Genomic DNA, 17,346 nt, shown 5'->3' on the forward strand with positions numbered 1-17,346 from the left:
CACCATGAGCAAGATCGTCGCTACCCTGATTGCTGGCCTGTTCGCTACCTCGGCATTCGCCCAGAGCACGGCCACCCAGGCGACCACCCCGGCTACCAAGGCCGAGGCCAAGGAAGCCAAGGAAACCGCGAAAGCCGATGCCAAGGTAGAAAAGGCCAAGGCCGAGGCGAAAGCGGACGTTGCCGACGCCAAGGCCGATGCCGCCAAGACGAAAGCCAAGGCCGAGAAGAAAGCCAGCAAGGAAAAGGCCGAGGCCAAGGCCGATGCCGCCGAACAGAAAGCCGAAGCCAAGCACGACGCAGCAAACCACCATACCACTACTGCGTCCACCAAATAAAGCCGCTCGAGCTCCCCTCCATATACCCAAAAAAGACAGGGCCCGCCCTGTCTTTTTTTCGTCCCGACGCGACACCGCATGCGGCCCTGCCGTCAAGCTTTCCGCTCTGCCTTCTTGCCCCGCTTTTTCACGCATGCGGCGCGCATGCTCTACAATCATCCGATCCCATCTGAGGAAAGAAGCGCCATGCACAAGATCGTCTTTCTCGACCGCGACAGCCTGATGGCCACGGTAAGGCCGCCGGCCTTCCCCCACGAATGGCAGGACTACCCGGCCACCGCGCCCGACCAGGTGCCCGAGCGCCTGCGCGGCGCCACCATCGCGGTGACCAACAAGGTGCCGCTGCGCGCCGACGCCCTCGCCCAGCTGCCGGAGCTGAAAATGGTGGCGGTGGCCGCCACCGGCACCGACAACGTCGACCTGGCGGCCTGCCGGGCGCGCGGCATCGCGGTCGCGAACATCCGCAATTATTCGGTCGTCTCGGTGCCCGAGCACTGCTTCGCCCTGATCCTGGCCCTGCGCCGCAACCTGCGCGCCTATACCACCGATGTCGAGGCCGGGCGCTGGGAGCATTCGAGCCGCTTCTGCCTGCTCGACCATCCGATCGGCGACCTGGCCGGCAGCCGGCTCGGCATCGTCGGCTTCGGTGCGCTGGGGCGGCGCGTGGCGCAGATCGGCCAGGCGTTCGGGATGCAGGTCGCCACCGCCTCGCGCTCGCCGGTCGACGCGCCGGGCGTGAGCCAGCTGCCGCTGGACGAACTGCTGGCGAGCTCGGACGTGATCAGCCTGCACCTGCCGCTGTCCGCACAGACCCGCCACATGATCGGCGAGCGCGAACTGGGCCTGATGAAGCCGACGGCGCTGCTCATCAACACCGCGCGCGGCGGCCTGGTCGACGAGCAGGCGCTGGCCGAGGCGCTGATGCGCCGCACCATCGGCGGCGCCGGTTTCGATGTGCTGAGCCAGGAACCGCCGTCCCCGGACAACCCGCTGCTCGGGCTGCGCCTGCCGAACTTCATCCTCACGCCGCACGTGGCCTGGGCCAGCGCGGGGGCGATGCAGACCCTGGCGGACATGCTGGTCGAGAATATCGAGGCCTGGGAAGCAGGACGGGCGACCAATCTGGTGTGACGCCAGCGGGTTTGGCGCGGAGCAGGTGGGCACGGAGGCGCCCACCCTACGGCCTGCAAGCGCGGGTTGAACGCGTGGACGGGAGACCCGTCCACCCTGCAGGTCTGACCGGAGGGACGTAGGGTGGACGGCTGTGCCGTCCACGCGTTCAACCGGCCATCGATCCGTTGCGAGGCTCAGGCCTGCAGTTGCCTCTCGTCGCTGGCATGTCCTGTGGCCTTCGCGTCCGGCGCCACCTGCGGCAGGTCGAGGATGAAGACCGTCCCTGCCCCGTCCCCGCTCTCGACCCTGATTGCGCCGCCGAGCAGCGAGGTGGCGATGGTGTGCGCGATATTCAGGCCCAGGCCGGTGCCGCCCTGCCCCATGCGCGTGGTGAAGAAGGGGTCGAACACGCGTGCCAGGTGCGCGGGCGCGATGCCGCGGCCATTGTCGGCAAAGCGCAGCTGGACCCAGTCCGCATCCAGCCGCCGCGCCGACAGGCGCATCCGGCCGCCCGGCGCGTCGAAGGCGTGCAACAGCGCGTTGTTGACGAAGTTGATCACCACCTGGCCGAAGGGTCCCGGATAGCTGTCCATCGCGATCCCCTCGGGCACCTCCACTTCGAGGTTGTGGCCCGCCAGGCGCACCTTGTTCATCATCGTCGCCGCGATCTCCTGGCAGGCGCGCGCCAGGTCGAAGCGGCGGCGCTGGGCGCTGGCCTGGTCGACCGAGACCTGGCGGAAGCTGTTCACCAGCTCGGCCGCCTGGTGCAGGCTGCGCTGGATCAGCTCGAGCGCTTCGCGCGAGGCGCCGAGGTAAGCGGCCAGGTCCGAGCGCCGCAGCGCCGCTTCGTCGAACGCGGTCCCCAGGTCAACCGTCTTTTCGAACAGGGTACTGGCCATCAGCAGGCTGTTGCCGATCGGGGTATTCAGTTCGTGGGCGACGCCGGCCACCACCGAGCCGAGGGCGGCGAGCTTTTCCTGGGCCGCGAGCTGGGTCTGCACCTCCTTCAGCTGGCGGTAGGCCTGCGCATTGTCGAGCGCCACGCCGACATAGGCGGCCAGGGTGCGCAGCATGTCCAGGTGCACCCGCTGGTAGGCGCCGCCGGTGTAGCTCTGCACCGCCAGCGCGCCCAGCACGCGCTTGCCCACCGCCACCGGTACGTAGAGCAGTGCGCGCGGCTGCCCTGCGCCGCTGGGCAGCGCGGTAGCGCGCACCGCGTCCAGCGTCGCTGCCGGCAGATAGCGCCCCCATTCGCTGGCCAGGTCGTTGATGAAGACCTCGCGCCCGTGCTCGACGCACCAGGCGGCCAGCGAGGCGGCATCGCGGCGCTGCCGCACCGCCGGGGGGCAACGCTGCCCATCGACCACGGCATACGGGATGTCGAGCAGCGCCTCGTCGGCGCGCGCCACCGCCACTGCGAACACGGGCGCGTCCATCAGCACCTGCACATGCTCGTACAGGGTGTCCATGATGGCCTCGATGTCGAGATTGGCCGTCAGGCGCCGGCCGATATCCGACAGCAGCGCGATGTTGCGCCGCGCCTGGTCGGCCGCGTCCTTCTGCTGCTCGGCTTCGCGCTTGCGCCGCTCGGCGGCATCCTTCTGCAGCAGCAGCTCGGCGGTACGCGCGTTCACCTGGCGTTCCAGCAGGCGCTTCTGCTGCATCAGCGCGCGAATGCGCAGCCAGTAGACGCCGAAGGCCGCCGCACCGGCCAGCGTCATGGCCAGCAGGCGGAACCACCAGGTCTTCCACCACGGCGGCAGGATCGTGATCGAGAGCGTGGCCGGAGACGCGCTCCACACCCCGTCCTTGTTACTGGCGCGCACCCGGAACACATAGCTGCCGGGGTCGAGGTTGGTATAGCTGGCGAAGCGCTTGCCGGCGTCGGTCTCGACCCAGGCATCGTCGAAGCCGTCGAGCCGGTAGGCGTAGCGGTTGCTCCCCGGCGCCGCATAATGCAGCGCCGCGAACTCGAGCGAGAACACGGCGTCGCGGTGCGACAGCGTGACGGCGCCCGGCTGGTGCAGGGGCAAGGCGCGCGGCTTGTTGAAGACCAGGAAATCGGTGATGCGCACCACCGGCGGGTAGGGATTGTCGCGGATCGCATCCGGCTGGAAGGAGCTCAGGCCGTTGACGCCGCCGAAGTGCAGCTGGCCATCCGGCCCGCGCGTCGCCGAATCGACGAAGTAGCTGCCGTCGAGCAGCCCGTCCTTGGCCGTGTAGTGCTTGTACTGCCCGTTGGCCGGGTCGAGCCGGCTGATGCCGACCGTGGTGCTGGCCCACAGGCGCCCGGCGCCGTCTTCGAGCATGGCGCCGATCGGCACCGCTTCGCGCGTGTCGGTGATCGTGTAGTAGCGAAACGCCGGCCTGCCCTTGGTGTCGCGCTCCATGCGGTGCAGGCCGCCCGCCGTGCCGACCCACAGCTCGCCGCGGCGCGATACCAGCACGTCGTGGACGCGGTTGTGGCGCAGGCTGGCCGGATCAAGCTCGTCGTGGCGGTAGTGGGTGAAGACGCCGCTGGCGCGGTCGAAGCGGTCCAGGCCGTTGTCGGTGCCGATCCACAGGATGCCGTCCCTGTCCTCGACCATCGCGAACAGCCGGTTCTCACCCAGGCTGGCCGGGTCCGCCGGATCGTGACGCCAGGACCGGCGCACCTTCAGGTCCGGTCCCAGCAGGTAAAGGCCGGCGCGCGTGACTACCCAGGTGGCGCCGTCGCGCGTCTTCATGACGGCCTGGATCAGCGCGGCGCTCGCCTCCGGACCGAGGTCGACGCGGTGGAAGTCGCCGCCGCGCTCGTCGCACCAGGCCAGGCCGGCCGTGGTCCCGACCCACAGCCGTCCGTCCACGATCGAGACACTGTGCACCACGTCGCCCGGCAGCGAGGCCGGGCGCCCGGGTTCGTGGCGCAACTGGCGCGCGCGACCGCTGGACGGATCGAACAGCAGCAGGCCGGCGCCCGAGGTGCCCATCCAGAGCTGGCCGTCGGCGCGGGCCGCGACGTCGCGCACTTTGCGGAATCCGCTCTGGTAGCCGCTGTCCGGCGCATAGCTGAAATGGGAGAAGCCGCCGCTGGCCAGGTCGGTGCGGCTCACGCCGCCGAAACGGGTGCCGACCCATAGCGTGCCGGTGCGGTCGATGCGCACCGCCGCTACCTGGTTGTCCGACAGGCTGTGCCGGTCGAGCGCGTGGCTGCGGTAGGACACGAAGCGGCCGCTGGCCGGATCGCGCCAGCGCAGGCCGTCGAAGTCGGTACCGACCCAGAGCGTGCCGCCGTCATCGTGGTACAGCGCCTGCACCCGCACCTCGCCGACGCCTTCGCGCGCTTCCACCTTGCGTCCCCGCGGCTGGCCTGCGCCGAGGCGCCACTCCTCCAGCCCGCCCTCGGTGCCGACCCAGAGGGTCTTGTCCGGCCCCATCGACAGCGACAGGATGCGCGCGCGGCGCGGGTCCTTGTCGGAGGAAGGAAAATGCTCCAGGTGCGCCGCACCCGGCGCCAGGCGCGCCAGGCCGCCGGTGCTGCCGACCCACAGCTTGCCTTCGCCATCGAAGGCCAGGGCATTCACGATGCTGTCGGCGGTTTCCGCTGGCCGGGTGTCGGGATGACGCAGCGTGGTGAATGCGCCGGAACGCGGATCGAAGCGCTTCAGGCCGTCGCTGGTGCCGACCCAGAGTATTCCCTGGCGGTCGGCGACGATGGCGTTCACGCTGCGGTTGGCTTCCTGGACGGCGCCGGGTTCGAGCAGGGAATAGCGCACGAACTTGCCGCTGCCCGGGTCGAAGCGCGCCAGGCCGCCCTTGGTGCCGAACCAGAGCCGGCCCTCGGCGTCCTCGAAGGAGGCGTTGACGAAGCCGTCCGGCAGCGAAGCGGGGTCGTGCGGATCGTTACGGTAGACAGTCAGGCGGTAACCATCGTAGCGGTTCAGGCCGGCCTGGGTGCCGAACCACATGAAGCCCTGGCGGTCCTGCAGGATGGTCAGGACCGACTCCTGGGTCAGCCCGTCCTCGATCGACAGGCGCTCGAAGCGCAGGTTGCGCGGCGAGGCGGCGTTGGCGCCGCCCAGCGCGCCGGCAAGCAGCACGGCCGCCAGCGCGGACAGCACGATGCGCGCGCTACGGTGACAGGCGCGCCTGGTAAACCCCAGCATAGTCTTCCGGATCAAAACAGGTTGCTCTCAATCTACCAGAACACCTCACGGAGTTGTAATAAATTAAGACTTCCGCAAAGACCATGCCGCTGCTATAATGCGTGCATCGGGCGGCTGTAGCTCAGCTGGATAGAGTACTTGGCTACGAACCAAGGGGTCGTGGGTTCGATTCCTGCCAGCCGCACCAAGAAACACGGAAGGCCAGATCGTAAGATCTGGCCTTTTTCGTTTTGTGCGTCCGGCTTCAGCCGGCAGCGGTGCGGCATGCCGCCGCCGGTTTCGAGCACGATGGCGCGCAGACGGGCCGCAGAAAAATGCCTGCCCTCCTGTTTTGCCATCCTCTCAATCAAGGCTTCCAAAAAACAACAAGTGCCGCTATAATGCGTGCATCGGGCGGCTGTAGCTCAGCTGGATAGAGTACTTGGCTACGAACCAAGGGGTCGTGGGTTCGATTCCTGCCAGCCGCACCAAGAAACACGGAAGGCCAGATCGCAAGATCTGGCCTTTTTCGTTTTCCGCTTCCGTCTTGTCTTCAGGCCGCATGTCGGCCTTTCCCCTCCCTGCTCAGCCAGCATCGCTTCGACAAGTCCACGCGCGCGTCAGCATCGCTGCAACGCTTCCTTCGCCAGCCGGCTTGCGACAGTCTCAATTGGCACTTCCATAATCGGCCACGCCCCGCTATAATGCGTGCCTCGGGCGGCTGTAGCTCAGCTGGATAGAGTACTTGGCTACGAACCAAGGGGTCGTGGGTTCGATTCCTGCCAGCCGCACCAACTTTTTCAAGAGAATGGCTCAGAAGAAATTCTGAGCCATTTTTCTTTTCCGCGCCGCTTGTCCGATTGCGCTTCCGCCACCGCCCCAACCGCCCCCCCTCATGTTCGCCACTCGCGCCGTGCCGTGAATACCCATCCGCACCAGTTGCAATTAGCGCTTCCCTTATCCAGCAGGCCCCGCTATAATGCGTGCCTCGGGCGGCTGTAGCTCAGCTGGATAGAGTACTTGGCTACGAACCAAGGGGTCGTGGGTTCGATTCCTGCCAGCCGCACCAACTTTTTCAAGAGAATGGCTCAGAAGAAATTCTGAGCCATTTTTCTTTTCCGCCTCTCTTTTCTTTCCGCTTCGCATACTGTGGCGCGTGCCGTGCCATTTCACGGTCAACAGTCAAGCGACTCGCTTAAACGAGGCTTAGCTCTGCACAGGACTCCTACTTTTGTTTTTGTAGGATTGCGCTGACGGTATCTGATCAATGCCTGTGATCTTTTTCTTAACAAAAGGATCGAACCGCCCCTCCCTCTATGGCCGCCCGGATTCCGTCTCCATGTGGCATGAATTACCCGATGGCAGTATTGTCGCCTGCGTGACACATCTCAGCATGATGCGCGCGCAGCGCTGATCCCTTTGCTAGCATAAAAAGCCCCGATTGCCACAACCGGCCGCATGACGCGGCTGACTTCTTGCGTGAGGTAGCTATGAAAAAATCTTTGATCGCAGCAATCGTGTTGGCAGGCGCGTCCTTCGGATCGACGGCGGTACAGGCGCAGGTCATCGGCGAATCACCCCAGGCGCTCGACCTGGTGGACGATACCGCCGCCTTCTTCGGCGACAGCCTGGGTGAAGGCAACAGCGGCAGCACCTTCGCCGACCGCTTCACTTTCACGATCGACGGGACGGTGGGCATCAACGTCGACGCCATCGTCGCCTCGGTCAGCCGTTCGCCGGACGTCGGGCTGGACATCACCGGCCTGTGGCTGTTCGACGGCAACGACACCCTGATCAGCCAAGGCACCTCGCTGCAGTCGGGTGCGGTGGACGTGTGGACGGTCGCAGGCGGCAACCTGAGCGCCGGCGATTACTACCTGCGGGTGAACGGCAACATGGTGTCGAACGACGCAGCCTCGTTCGGCGGCGCGATCATGCTGGCGCCGGTCCCCGAACCGGAGACCTACGGCATGATGCTCGGCGGCCTGGGCGTGCTGGGCTTCCTGGCGCGGCGCCGCAAGGCCAAGCGCGGGTGATGCCAGCCCGGCGCGCCACCCATACAATGGCGCGAAAAAAAACGGAGACGCGCCGCGTCTCCGTTTTTTCATCTTTCCCCCGTTTCGGCCTCAGGTGCGCAGCTTCTTGATGATGCTGCGGTTGCCCAGGATTTCCTCGATCTGCTCGAAACGCACCGGCTTGACCATGTGGTGGTCGAAGCCTGCCTCGAAGGCCAGCTGGCGGTCCTTTTCCTGGCCCCAGCCGGTGACCGCGATCAGGGCGGTCATGGCGCCGCAGGAAAGCTTGCGGATGCCGCGCGCCAGGTCGTAGCCCGACATCTGCGGCAGGCCGATGTCCAGGAAGGCGTAGTCCGGGCAGAAGCGCGCCGCGGCCGCCAGGGCGTCCGGACCGTTGTGGGTGATGACCACGCTGTGGCCCATGGCGGTAAGCAGCGCGCCGATGCTGTTGACGAAGTCGACGTTGTCGTCCGCCAGCAGGATGCGGTAGGTCTCGGTGCTGATGAAGGCGGCCGGGGTTGGCTTGGTCGGCAATTCGGGCTCGACCACGATCGGCAGGCGCACCGTGAAGCAGCTGCCGCGCCCCAGTCCTTCGCTGCGCGCCGTGATCGTCCCGCCGTGCAGCTCGACGAGCTTGCGCGCCAGCGACAGGCCGACGCCCAGCCCGGCATTGGTGCGCTCCAGGGTCGAATCGACCTGCACGAACATCTCGAACACCGAGTCCAGCATCTCGGGGGCGATGCCGATGCCGGTATCAAGCACTTCCAGCACCAGGGTCTTCTCTTCCACATGGCCGGACAGGGTCACGCGTCCGCCGCGATTCGTGTACTTGGCCGCGTTGTTCAGCAGGTTCGACAGGATCTGCGCCAGGCGAGTGGCGTCGCCATGCAGGAACACCGGCCGGTTCGGCAGGTCCAGCACCAGCTCGTGGCCATGCAGCTCGATGTAGGAGCGCACCACCTCGAGGGCGTCGTTGACCACCGCCTTCAGTTCGACCCGGCCCATCTTGATCGCGAACTTGCCGGTGTTGATGCGCGAGACGTCGAGCAGGTCGTCGACCAGGCGCACCATCTGGCGCAGCTGGCGTTCCATGATGTCGGTGGCGCGCTGGGTGGCCTGGGCGTCGCCGCTGCGGATGCGCAGGATGTCCAGGCCGGTACGGATCGGGGCCAGCGGATTGCGCAGTTCGTGCGCCAGGGTCGCGAGGAATTCGTCCTTCCTGCGGTCGGCCACGATCAGCGCCTCTTCCGCCTTCTGGCGCACGTCCATCTCGTGCTCCAGCGTGCGGTTGGCGGCCTGCAGGGCGTCGGCGCGGCGCCCGATCTCGGCCAGCATGTCGTTGAAGGCTTCGACCAGCACCCCGATCTCGCCGCTGTCGTTGCCCGGCACGCGCAGGGTGAAGTCGCGCCGCTGCATGACCTGGCGCGCGACATTGGTGACCGCCTCGAGCGGCCGGGTGATGGCCGCCTGCAGGCGCGAGGCGACCAGGGCCGCGATCACCAGCGCGCCCAGCATCACGCCGCCGAGGATGGCGCCATAGTTGAGCAGGCGGTCGACCAGCCCGTAGCGCGAGCGCAGGTAGACGGTGCCGACCAGTTCGCCGTTCTCGACAATGTTGCGCCAGACCTCGAGGCCGCCGTGCTCGATGCGGTAGCCGGCCGCGCGCGGACGCGCCGGCAGGGCCTGCTCGGTGCCGGCCTTGACGTAGCTGGCGAAGCGCGAGCCCGAGGCGGTGAAGACGGCGCCGGCCAGGATCTGGGGACGCGCGCGCAGCACGGCCAGCTGCTGCTGGGCGGTCCTGGCGTCGCTGAAGGCGAGCGCCGGCGCGGTGACGCTGGCCATGATGTCGGCCTGGGTGGAGAGGTCGTCGATCCAGAGGCGCTGGAAGGTGCGCAGGTCGAGCACCAGCATGGCGATCGAGGCCGACAGCAGGGCCGCCAGGGTGGTGAACACCGCCATCTTGATCAGCTTGCTGCGGACGGAGCCGGTATCGTGTGCGTTCATCAGGAAGCCCCTTTCACGACACGGTTGGCGACGGTGAGCAGTCGCGAACTGAGTTTCACGTTATTCCTCTCTGCGGAATCGAGCGAGACGTCGAAGCGCACGCGCTCGTCGATGATCCTGAAATTGATGACGCTGCCCTGCTGCAGGCCGAGGTCGCACTCCGTCACCGGCAACAGCGCGGCGGGGCTGTTCCTGAGCACGCGTCCGGCGCGCGCGCTGTCGTTGCCGGCGATGAACAGCAGGTGCACCGATCCGCCCTCGCCTTCGCGCAACTGGCGCACCACGACCGGACGTCCGCCGACATGGCGGCCCGCCACCACGCGCGCCAGCTCGGCCGCCATCTCGTCGGAACCGAGCACGCCGATCGTCACCGGTGCGCCGGGGTCGGCGAAGCTCGCTGCCGGGAACTCGGCATAGCCGAGGAATTTATAGATGAAGGCGGCCTTGACGCGGCGCTCGAGCGCCTGGCTGGCGCCGCCGTCCTGGGCCAGCGCCGGCCGCGGGATGGCCCCGGCGGCGGCAAACACCGCCGCGGCGCAGGCCAGCGTCCAGCCGGCCAGCCGCCAGGGCCGCCGGAACATGCCTGCCGGGCCGCCGCACGCGCGGGCGGACGGCGCGGAAGAAGAAGAAAGTCGGTGTCGAATCATTGGGCCTAAAATTGCAGGATCGCGCTCATCGTCAGGCTGCGCTCGAAGGTCTGGCGCACGCCAGGCTCGCCGAATTCGGCATGCTCGTCGTGCAGCAGGTTGCGCCCGACAAGGGCGAGCTCGAGGTTCGGCCTGGCCTGCCAGGCGATCCGCGCGTCGAGCTCATGATATCCCGGCACGGCCGGTTGCGTCAGCCCGCTCGTGTGTCGCAGCGACAAATCGAGATGCAGGTGACGCGCCAGCTCGTGGGCCGAGCGCAGGCTCCAGTAGTGTTTCGGGTCGTTGGCCTCGAGCCCGGCGACCCGCGAACGGTCGCGGCTGTCGGCGTTCGCGCCGATCCGGACATCCTGCAGCACGGCGCCTCCGGCCAGGCGCCAGCCGCGCATCGGCTGCCAGCTGGCCCAGGCTTCCAGGCCGCGCGCCAGCCCTTGCGCGCGGTTCTCGAAACGGGCCGGCATGCCGGGCTGCGCTTCCAGCGTGCGCAGGCGGTCATAGTCGCTGTGGAACAGGGTCGCAGCGACCGAGAGCGAGGGCGACGGCTGGGCGCGGTAGCCCAGCTCGAGCACCCGCGCGGTCTCGGACGCGAAGTCGGGCCCGCCCTCGATCGCGTAGCGCGGCGAGCCGTCGGGATCGCTGCCGGCGACCAGGCGCAGGTCGCGCTCCAGGCGCGAGGGGGCTCGCACCGTACGCGAGGCCGCCGCCCACAGCAGCGTGTCGGGCGCCGCGCGCCAGGCCAGGCGCGCACTCGGCAGCCACTCGACGCCGGTATACACATTGTGCTCGGCTCGCGCGCCCGCCGTGAAGCGCAGCGACTCGCCCAGGACGATCTCGTCCTGCACGAACAGGTTGGCCCAGCGCAGATTCCTGTTTTCCGGGACCATGCGCAGCCAGGGACTGCTGCGGATGCGGTCATGGCTGACCCGCACGCCGCCGCCCCAGGCCAGGCGCTGGCGCGCGTCGATGGCGAGGTCGTGCTGGAATTCGAGGTCGGCGGTATCGAGGCGCTGGCTGCCCACCGGCTGGCGCCGGCGCTGATGGTCGAGGTAGGCCTGGACCCGCAGCGTCGACCCGTCGCCCAGGGTGCGCACCGTGCGCGCCAGCAGGTTGGCGCCGCCTATCGTGGTGCGCGGCGCCGCGGTCTCGCCCATGGTGCCGTCGTAGACGTCGCCGCTGACCGTGAAGCTGCCGCCGGCGCGCGTCCAGTCGGCGCGAAAACCGGCCTGCCGGCGGCGCCAGCCGGTGCCGCGCAGGGGGCCGCTCAGTGAGTCACCTTCGCTGGCGACGTCGTCGCGGTGCAGGACCTTGGCGTAGATGCGGTAATGGCCGCCCGCCCCCAGTTCGCCGCCATGACGCAGCGAGCCGCTGGCGCCGTCGCTGCCGCCGCGCAGGACGAGCTGCCCGCCCTGGGTGTCGCGCGCCGCCCGCGTGATGATGTTGATGACGCCATTGACCGCGTTCGCGCCCCAGATGGTGGCGCCCGGTCCGCTGATGACTTCGATGCGTTCGATGTCGGCCATGATCACGTCCTGGGTGTCCCAGAACACGCCCGAGAACAGCGGCGAATACACGCTGCGCCCGTCGATCAGGACCAGGAGCTTGTTGGCCAGGGTCGAGCCGAAGCCGCGCGCGCTGATCGCATAATCGTGGGCATTCGCGCGCGCCACCTGCAGGTTCGGCGCCAGGCGCAGCGCTTCGGGCAGCGTGGCCGCGCCCGAGCGGCGGATCTCGGCGCCGCTGATCACGTACACCGAGGCGGGCGCCTGCGCCAGGCTGGTTTCCTGGCGCGCGACCGAGCTGACGACGATGTCCGCCAACTGCTCGAGCGAATAGTCGGCCAGCGTCCCCCCCTCCTGGGCCTGAACGCTGGGGAAGACCGTGAGCAAACCCAGGAAGGCGCAAGTCGGCAGGCAGGTTTTTAACATATTTGCCATGGTAAAACATTTTCCGCCATGCACCAATAGCGTGCACCAGCCGTGCGCAGCATGCACCAGCCATATTCTCAGCCTATAACTGTCATTACAAATAAAAATTGGAAAGTCCTGTTGCACAGCAGCATAATCCTGCCTGTCTCCTCTATTCTCCCTTAAGGAAATAGATTCAGCCCGCTCCTCACCGAGCGGGCTTTTTTTTGCCCAAACGGCCGGGTGGCCGCTATCATCGCCGTACTCACCCCTCCGGGAGGACGCCGTGCAGGAACTGCAGCCCGCCCCGCAGCGCCCCGAACTCGAATTCTGGTTCGAGTTCGGCAGCAACTACAGCTACCTCGCCCTCATGCGTGTCGAGGAACTTGCCCGGCGCAGCGGGGTTCCCCTGCGCTGGCGGCCCTTCCTCCTGGGCCCCATCTTCCGCCAGCTCGGCTGGAGCACCTCGCCTTTCGTCCTCCAGGAAGCCAAGGGCCGCTACATGTGGCGCGACATGGAACGCGAAGCGCGCAAATACGGCCTGCCCTTCGTCCAGCCCTCCAGCTTCCCGCGTGTGGCGCTGCTGGCGATGCGCGTCGCCACGCTCGGCGCCGCGCAGCCCTGGATGGCCGAATTCTGCCGCCGCGTCATGCGCCAGAACTGGATCGACGACCTCGAGATCGACGACCGGGAAAACGTCCTGCGCGCCCTCGAGGGGCTGGTGGGCGACCCGCAGGCGGTGCTGGCGGCCGCCCTTGGCGAGGAAAACAAGCTGCGCCTGCGCGCCAGGACCGAGGAAGCCCGGACGCGTGGCGTGTTCGGCGCCCCGACCATGTTCGTCGGCGACGAAATGTTCTGGGGAAACGATCGACTCGAGGATGCGATCGCCTGGGCGGCCGCCGGTGGCGCGCCATGAGCTCCTGCGCCAGAGGGCTGGCGACGCAAGCGCGCCGACGGTGCACCGCTATTTAGTGTAGGATTCGGCCATGTTTTCGAATACACAACAGGTCGTTTCCCATGCCCGCTTCCGGTAAGTCTGCACACACCGTTTCCACCTACGACTGGAGCACCAGTACGCTCGGCGATCCTGCTGGCTGGCCGCAGCCGCTGCGCCTGGCCGCGGAACTGATGTTCAACACGCCGCTGCCGATGCTGCTGCAATGGGGCCCGCAGTCCATCCTCCTGTGCAACGAGGCCTACGGCACGCTGGCCGGGCCGGGCTTCGGCCGCGTTCCCGGCGGCTCGGTGCCGGCCGTGATGCCGCCGCCGCTGACGGCCGGCCAGGACGGCGCGTCGCGCGCCTGGCAGGGTGAAGCGGCCGTGGTGCCGGGCGTTGCGGTGAGCTTCGGCGCCGCCGGACCGGAGCGCTACGACCTGCATTTCACGCCCATCGTTGCGGACGGCAAGGTGGGCGGCGTGCTGTGCGCGCTGGCGCCGGCGAGCGCTGTCGAGGCAAGCGTGCCTGAAGAAAGCGGCGCCCTGCAGATCCTGGTGGTCGAGGACAACCTCGATTCGCAATACCTGGTATGCGAGATGCTCAAGGCCTTCGGCTACGAGGCCGACGGCGTGGCCCATCCCGACGACGCGCTGGCGCACATGGCCGGCAAGCGCTACCACGTGCTGTTCACCGACGTCAGCCTGCCCGGCATGTCCGGCGTCGACCTGGCGCGCGAGGCGCTCACGCGTTATCCGCACCTGAAAGTGATCTTCGCGTCCGGCTACGGCGACATGCTGCTGCGCCACCTCGAGTTTCCTTATCAGTCGCTGCAGAAGCCCTACGAACTCGATCAGCTCCAGGATGCGCTGAGCAAGGTGGCGGGCCAGACGCGGGTGGGCGCCTGAGTGCGGCCCAACCGTGTGGTGGCTGCCAGGCCGGTTGGGCTAGAATGGCGCCTGGCCACGCCTGGGCGCGCATGCGCCCGCTGCCGCGCACCCGTTGCGCATCGACCGCGCCCCGCGGGGAACCAAGAACCATGATCTCGACCGACACCACCTGCAAACGCACGCGCCCGCCCCCGCCGGGCCGGGCCGCTCGCGCGTGGCGATGCGGCGGAGGGAAGCAGGCGTGAGCGACAACCGCGACGATCTCGAGACCATGCGCTCGGCCGCGCTGCGCAATGCCACCAGTGTGCTGGCCGCACGCCAGCGCGCCGAAGCCGAGCTGATGGCCGCCAAGGAGGCGCTGCGCCAGGCCAACGAACGCATGGAGAACATGCTCGAGAGCCTGACCGACGCCTTCTGCGCGGTCGACTTCGACTGGCGCATCACCTACATCAACGGGCGCGCCCTGTCGATGCTGGCGCCGCTGAACAAGACCCGCGAAGGCCTGCTCGGCAAGAGCCTGTGGGACGAGTTCGAGGAACTCCAGGGCAGCAACCTGGCCAACGAGCTGCGCCGCGCCATGCAGTCGCGCCAGATGGGCAGCCGCGAATTCTTCTACCCGCGCCTGTCGATCTGGATCGAGGCGCGCCTCTACCCCTCGCCCGACGGCCTGACCCTCTACTTCCAGGACATCACCCAGCGCCGCGCCGACCAGCAGGCCCTGATCGACGGCAACAGCCGGCTGCAGGTGGCGCTGGCGGCGGGCCGCCTGGGCGACTGGCGCTGGGACGCCGCCAGCGACCGCGTGATCCTGGGCGAGCGCGCGGCGAGCATCCTCGGCCTGGAAGCCGAAACCCCGCTGGCCTGGCTGGCACTGCGCTCGCGCCTGGACGAAGCCGACCGCGAGATGGTGCGGCGCGCGGTACTGCACGCCTTTGCCACCCATACCGACCTGAACATCGAGTGCCGGCTGCTGTCCGACGGCGGCCAGGTGCGCTGGGTGGCCCTGGTCGGCCGCGCCGACTACGCCAACCCGGCGCTGCGCGACAGCGTGGTGGGCATGACCGGCGTGGTGCAGGATGTCTCCTCGCGCAAGAATGCCGAGGACAGCCTGCGCCAGAGCGAGGAAGTGCTGCGCGCGCTGGCCAACACCATCCCGCAACTGGCCTGGATGGCCCAGGCCGACGGCGCCATCGTCTGGTTCAACGAGCGCTGGTACGAGTACACCGGCACGACCCCGGACAGCGCGAGCGGCTGGGGCTGGCAAGACACGGTCGACCCCGAAGTCCTGCCCACCATGCAGGAGCACTGGCGCACCTCGATCCGCACCGGCGAACCGTTCGAGATGGAATACCCGATCCGCGGCGCCGACGGCCAGTACCGCTGGTTCCTCACGCGCGTGAACGCGGTGCGCGACCGGCACGGCATGGTGGTGCGTTGGTTCGGCACGAATACCGACGTCGACCAGGTCAAGCGCGCCGAGCAGGCGCTGCGCGAAGAATCGAAGGTGCTGGAGCTGCTCAACAGCACCGGCGACGCCCTGGCCTCGACGCGCGACCTGCGCTCGCTGCTCCAGGTGGCCACCGATGCCGCCAGCGGCATTGCCGGGGCCCGCTTCGGCGCCTTCTTTTACCACGGCAAGGAAGGCGAGAAGCCGACCTTCTCGCTCTACACCCTGACCGGCGGCAGCGCCAACGAATTCCAGAGCTTCGGCGAGCCGCATGCCACCGCCCTGTTCGGCCCAAGCTTCCGCGGCGTCGGGCTGGTGCGTTCGAGCGACATCAGCGCCGGCCTGGCCGACGGATCGGCGCCGCAGGCCGCCTCGCAGTTCGCCCCGCAGTTCTCGCTGTTCTCGGACAAGCCGATCGTGCGCAGCTACCTCTCGGTGCCGGTGGTGGCTGCGAGCGGCGAGGCGATGGGCACGATGTTCTTCGGCCATCCGGAGCCCGGCGTGTTCACCGAGCGCACCGAGCGCATCGTGCGCGGCATCGCCGCCCAGGCCGCGGTCGCGCTCGACAACACCCGCCTGTACGAGGCCGCCCGGCAGGCCGCCGAGGAGCGCAAGGTTCTCCTCGAGAGCGAGCGCGAAGCGCGCGCCGAGGCCGAGCGTTCGAGCCAGATGAAGGATGAGTTCCTGGCCACGCTGTCGCACGAACTGCGCACGCCGCTGTCGGCCATCCTCGGCTGGGCCCAGGTGCTGCGCCGCGGCGGCAAGGACGAGGCCGACCTGCAGCGCGGCCTGCAGACGATCGAGCGCAACGCCCGCTCGCAGGCGCAGCTGATCGAGGACCTGCTCGACATGAGCCGCATCACCTCGGGCAAGGTGCTGCTCGACATGCAGACGCTCGCGCCGGCCAGCTTCGTCGACGCCGCCATCGAGACCGTGCGCCCGGCAGCCGACGCCAAGAACATCCGCCTGGAGAAACGCTACGAGCCGAATCCCGGCATGATCGCCGGCGACCCGGCGCGCCTCCAGCAGGTGGTATGGAACCTGCTGTCGAACGCAATCAAGTTCACCCCGCGCGACGGCCAGGTCACGGTCGAACTGGGCCAGCGCGACGGCTCGGTCCTGATCACCGTGCGCGACACCGGGGCCGGCATCCGCCCCGAATTCATCACCCACGTGTTCGAGCGCTTCCGCCAGGCCGACGCCTCGATGACGCGGCGCCACGGCGGGTTGGGACTGGGCCTGGCGATCGTCAAGCACCTGATCGAGCAGCACGGCGGCACGGTGCGCGCCGACAGCCCCGGCGAAGGCCTGGGCGCCAGCTTCTCGATCGAACTGCCACTGGCGAAAGCCGCGCCGCAGGCCACGCGTTCGCGCGCCGCCCTGGTTGGCACCCCGGCGCCGGCCACGCCGGAGCTGACGCTGCGCGACCTGAAGGGCGCCTCGGTGCTGGTCGTGGACGACGACCGCGACGCGCGCGAACTGATCGCGCGCATCCTCACCGACTGCAATGCCAGGGTGCGCATCGCCGCCAGCGCACGCGAAGCCTTCGACGTCCTGCGCGCCGACCTGCCCGATATCCTGATCAGCGACCTGGGCATGCCCGAGGTCGACGGCCTGGAACTGCTGTCCTGGGTGCGCGGCCTCGGGCGCGACCGCGGCGGCCTGCTGCCGGCCGTCGCCCTGACCGCTTTTGCCCGCTCGGAAGACCGCCTGCGCGCCCTCGAAGCGGGCTTCAACGCCCATATCTCGAAGCCGGTCGAGCCGAGCGAACTGATCGCGGCCGTGGCATCCCTGGTGCGTCCGGCAGCGGCCAGGATACGATTGTGATGTTCCTACCCGCGGACGCGGCGCTGTCCTACAAGAAATTTCGGGGGCTTTGCTAGACTACGATAGATGGGAAAGTCGGATTCCTGAGTGAAATTTGTTTCCTTCCA

At 68.1% G+C, this 17,346-nt stretch carries 10 protein-coding genes and 4 tRNA genes; 10 read left to right on the forward strand and 4 right to left on the reverse strand.

The window, feature by feature from the left end; all coding sequences use genetic code 11:
- Window positions 1-4 precede the first annotated feature (4 nt).
- The gene (locus ACSUZJ_RS16025; protein WP_499409816.1) at window positions 5-337 is read left to right on the forward strand and encodes a hypothetical protein; all 333 of its coding nucleotides are present in this window, start codon (window positions 5-7) and stop codon (window positions 335-337) included.
- A 186-nt stretch (window positions 338-523) separates the two neighbouring features.
- Window positions 524-1,468, forward strand: a complete 945-nt coding sequence (locus tag ACSUZJ_RS16030; protein WP_499409818.1) for a D-2-hydroxyacid dehydrogenase — start codon at window positions 524-526, stop codon at window positions 1,466-1,468.
- 176 nt (window positions 1,469-1,644) lie between these two features.
- On the opposite strand, the gene ACSUZJ_RS16035 is transcribed toward ACSUZJ_RS16030, so the two are convergent.
- Entirely contained in the window at window positions 1,645-5,595 is a 3,951-nt protein-coding gene (locus ACSUZJ_RS16035; protein WP_499409819.1) for a sensor histidine kinase, read from the reverse strand.
- Between the two features lie 110 nt (window positions 5,596-5,705).
- On the opposite strand from ACSUZJ_RS16035, the gene ACSUZJ_RS16040 reads away from it, so the two are divergent.
- From ACSUZJ_RS16040 to ACSUZJ_RS16060, 5 genes are all read left to right on the forward strand, one after another.
- A tRNA-Arg gene (locus tag ACSUZJ_RS16040) sits at window positions 5,706-5,782 on the forward strand.
- A 206-nt stretch (window positions 5,783-5,988) separates the two neighbouring features.
- Window positions 5,989-6,065: transfer RNA gene (locus tag ACSUZJ_RS16045), tRNA-Arg, on the forward strand.
- Window positions 6,066-6,291: 226 nt separating this feature from the next.
- A tRNA-Arg gene (locus ACSUZJ_RS16050) sits at window positions 6,292-6,368 on the forward strand.
- A gap of 198 nt (window positions 6,369-6,566) precedes the next feature.
- A tRNA-Arg gene (locus ACSUZJ_RS16055) sits at window positions 6,567-6,643 on the forward strand.
- A 421-nt stretch (window positions 6,644-7,064) separates the two neighbouring features.
- The gene (locus ACSUZJ_RS16060) at window positions 7,065-7,610 is read left to right on the forward strand and encodes an FxDxF family PEP-CTERM protein (RefSeq protein WP_499409820.1); all 546 of its coding nucleotides are present in this window, start codon (window positions 7,065-7,067) and stop codon (window positions 7,608-7,610) included.
- Window positions 7,611-7,700: 90 nt separating this feature from the next.
- Here the strand turns inward: ACSUZJ_RS16060 and ACSUZJ_RS16065 are convergent, their stop codons facing one another.
- The 3 genes from ACSUZJ_RS16065 to ACSUZJ_RS16075 form a co-directional block, all read right to left on the reverse strand.
- Entirely contained in the window at window positions 7,701-9,593 is a 1,893-nt protein-coding gene (locus ACSUZJ_RS16065; protein ID WP_499409821.1) for a sensor histidine kinase, YfiR-like protein-associated, read from the reverse strand.
- Window positions 9,593-10,174 carry a TOL_0243 family YfiR-like periplasmic protein gene (locus ACSUZJ_RS16070; RefSeq protein ID WP_499409822.1) on the reverse strand — a complete coding sequence of 194 codons (582 nt, stop codon included), beginning with the start codon at window positions 10,172-10,174 and terminating at the stop codon, window positions 9,593-9,595. Before ACSUZJ_RS16070 ends, ACSUZJ_RS16065 begins: the two co-directional genes overlap by 1 nt.
- A 71-nt stretch (window positions 10,175-10,245) precedes the next feature.
- Entirely contained in the window at window positions 10,246-12,171 is a 1,926-nt protein-coding gene (locus ACSUZJ_RS16075; protein WP_499409823.1) for a TOL_0244 family TonB-dependent receptor, read from the reverse strand.
- Between the two features lie 256 nt (window positions 12,172-12,427).
- Here ACSUZJ_RS16075 and ACSUZJ_RS16080 point away from each other — a divergent pair, with 256 nt between their 5' ends.
- The 3 genes from ACSUZJ_RS16080 to ACSUZJ_RS16090 all read left to right on the forward strand — a co-directional run bounded on the left by ACSUZJ_RS16080 (window position 12,428) and on the right by ACSUZJ_RS16090 (window position 17,239).
- Complete coding sequence (locus tag ACSUZJ_RS16080; protein ID WP_499409825.1) at window positions 12,428-13,057, forward strand: 2-hydroxychromene-2-carboxylate isomerase; 630 nt, start codon at window positions 12,428-12,430, stop codon at window positions 13,055-13,057.
- Between the two features lie 101 nt (window positions 13,058-13,158).
- On the forward strand, window positions 13,159-13,983 hold the full coding sequence (locus ACSUZJ_RS16085) for a response regulator (RefSeq protein ID WP_499409827.1): 825 nt from the start codon (window positions 13,159-13,161) through the stop codon (window positions 13,981-13,983).
- 223 nt (window positions 13,984-14,206) lie between these two features.
- Entirely contained in the window at window positions 14,207-17,239 is a 3,033-nt protein-coding gene (locus ACSUZJ_RS16090) for a PAS domain-containing hybrid sensor histidine kinase/response regulator (protein ID WP_499409829.1), read from the forward strand.
- Window positions 17,240-17,346: the final 107 nt, after the last annotated feature.

It is taken from the genome of Telluria sp. B2 (genome assembly GCF_051789535.1).
GTDB lineage: Bacteria > Pseudomonadota > Gammaproteobacteria > Burkholderiales > Burkholderiaceae_D > Telluria.

What these genes read in the sequence shown, in the direction of transcription:
- ACSUZJ_RS16065 (WP_499409821.1), bottom strand. Translation starts at nt 9,593, where the DNA reads ATGAACGCACACGATACCGGCTCCGTCCGCAGCAAGCTGATCAAGATG.
- ACSUZJ_RS16085 (WP_499409827.1), top strand. Translation starts at nt 13,159, where the DNA reads ATGCCCGCTTCCGGTAAGTCTGCACACACCGTTTCCACCTACGACTGG.
- ACSUZJ_RS16035 (WP_499409819.1), bottom strand. Translation starts at nt 5,595, where the DNA reads ATGCTGGGGTTTACCAGGCGCGCCTGTCACCGTAGCGCGCGCATCGTG.
- ACSUZJ_RS16060 (WP_499409820.1), top strand. Translation starts at nt 7,065, where the DNA reads ATGAAAAAATCTTTGATCGCAGCAATCGTGTTGGCAGGCGCGTCCTTC.
- ACSUZJ_RS16025 (WP_499409816.1), top strand. Translation starts at nt 5, where the DNA reads ATGAGCAAGATCGTCGCTACCCTGATTGCTGGCCTGTTCGCTACCTCG.
- ACSUZJ_RS16070 (WP_499409822.1), bottom strand. Translation starts at nt 10,174, where the DNA reads ATGTTCCGGCGGCCCTGGCGGCTGGCCGGCTGGACGCTGGCCTGCGCC.
- ACSUZJ_RS16075 (WP_499409823.1), bottom strand. Translation starts at nt 12,171, where the DNA reads ATGGCAAATATGTTAAAAACCTGCCTGCCGACTTGCGCCTTCCTGGGT.
- ACSUZJ_RS16030 (WP_499409818.1), top strand. Translation starts at nt 524, where the DNA reads ATGCACAAGATCGTCTTTCTCGACCGCGACAGCCTGATGGCCACGGTA.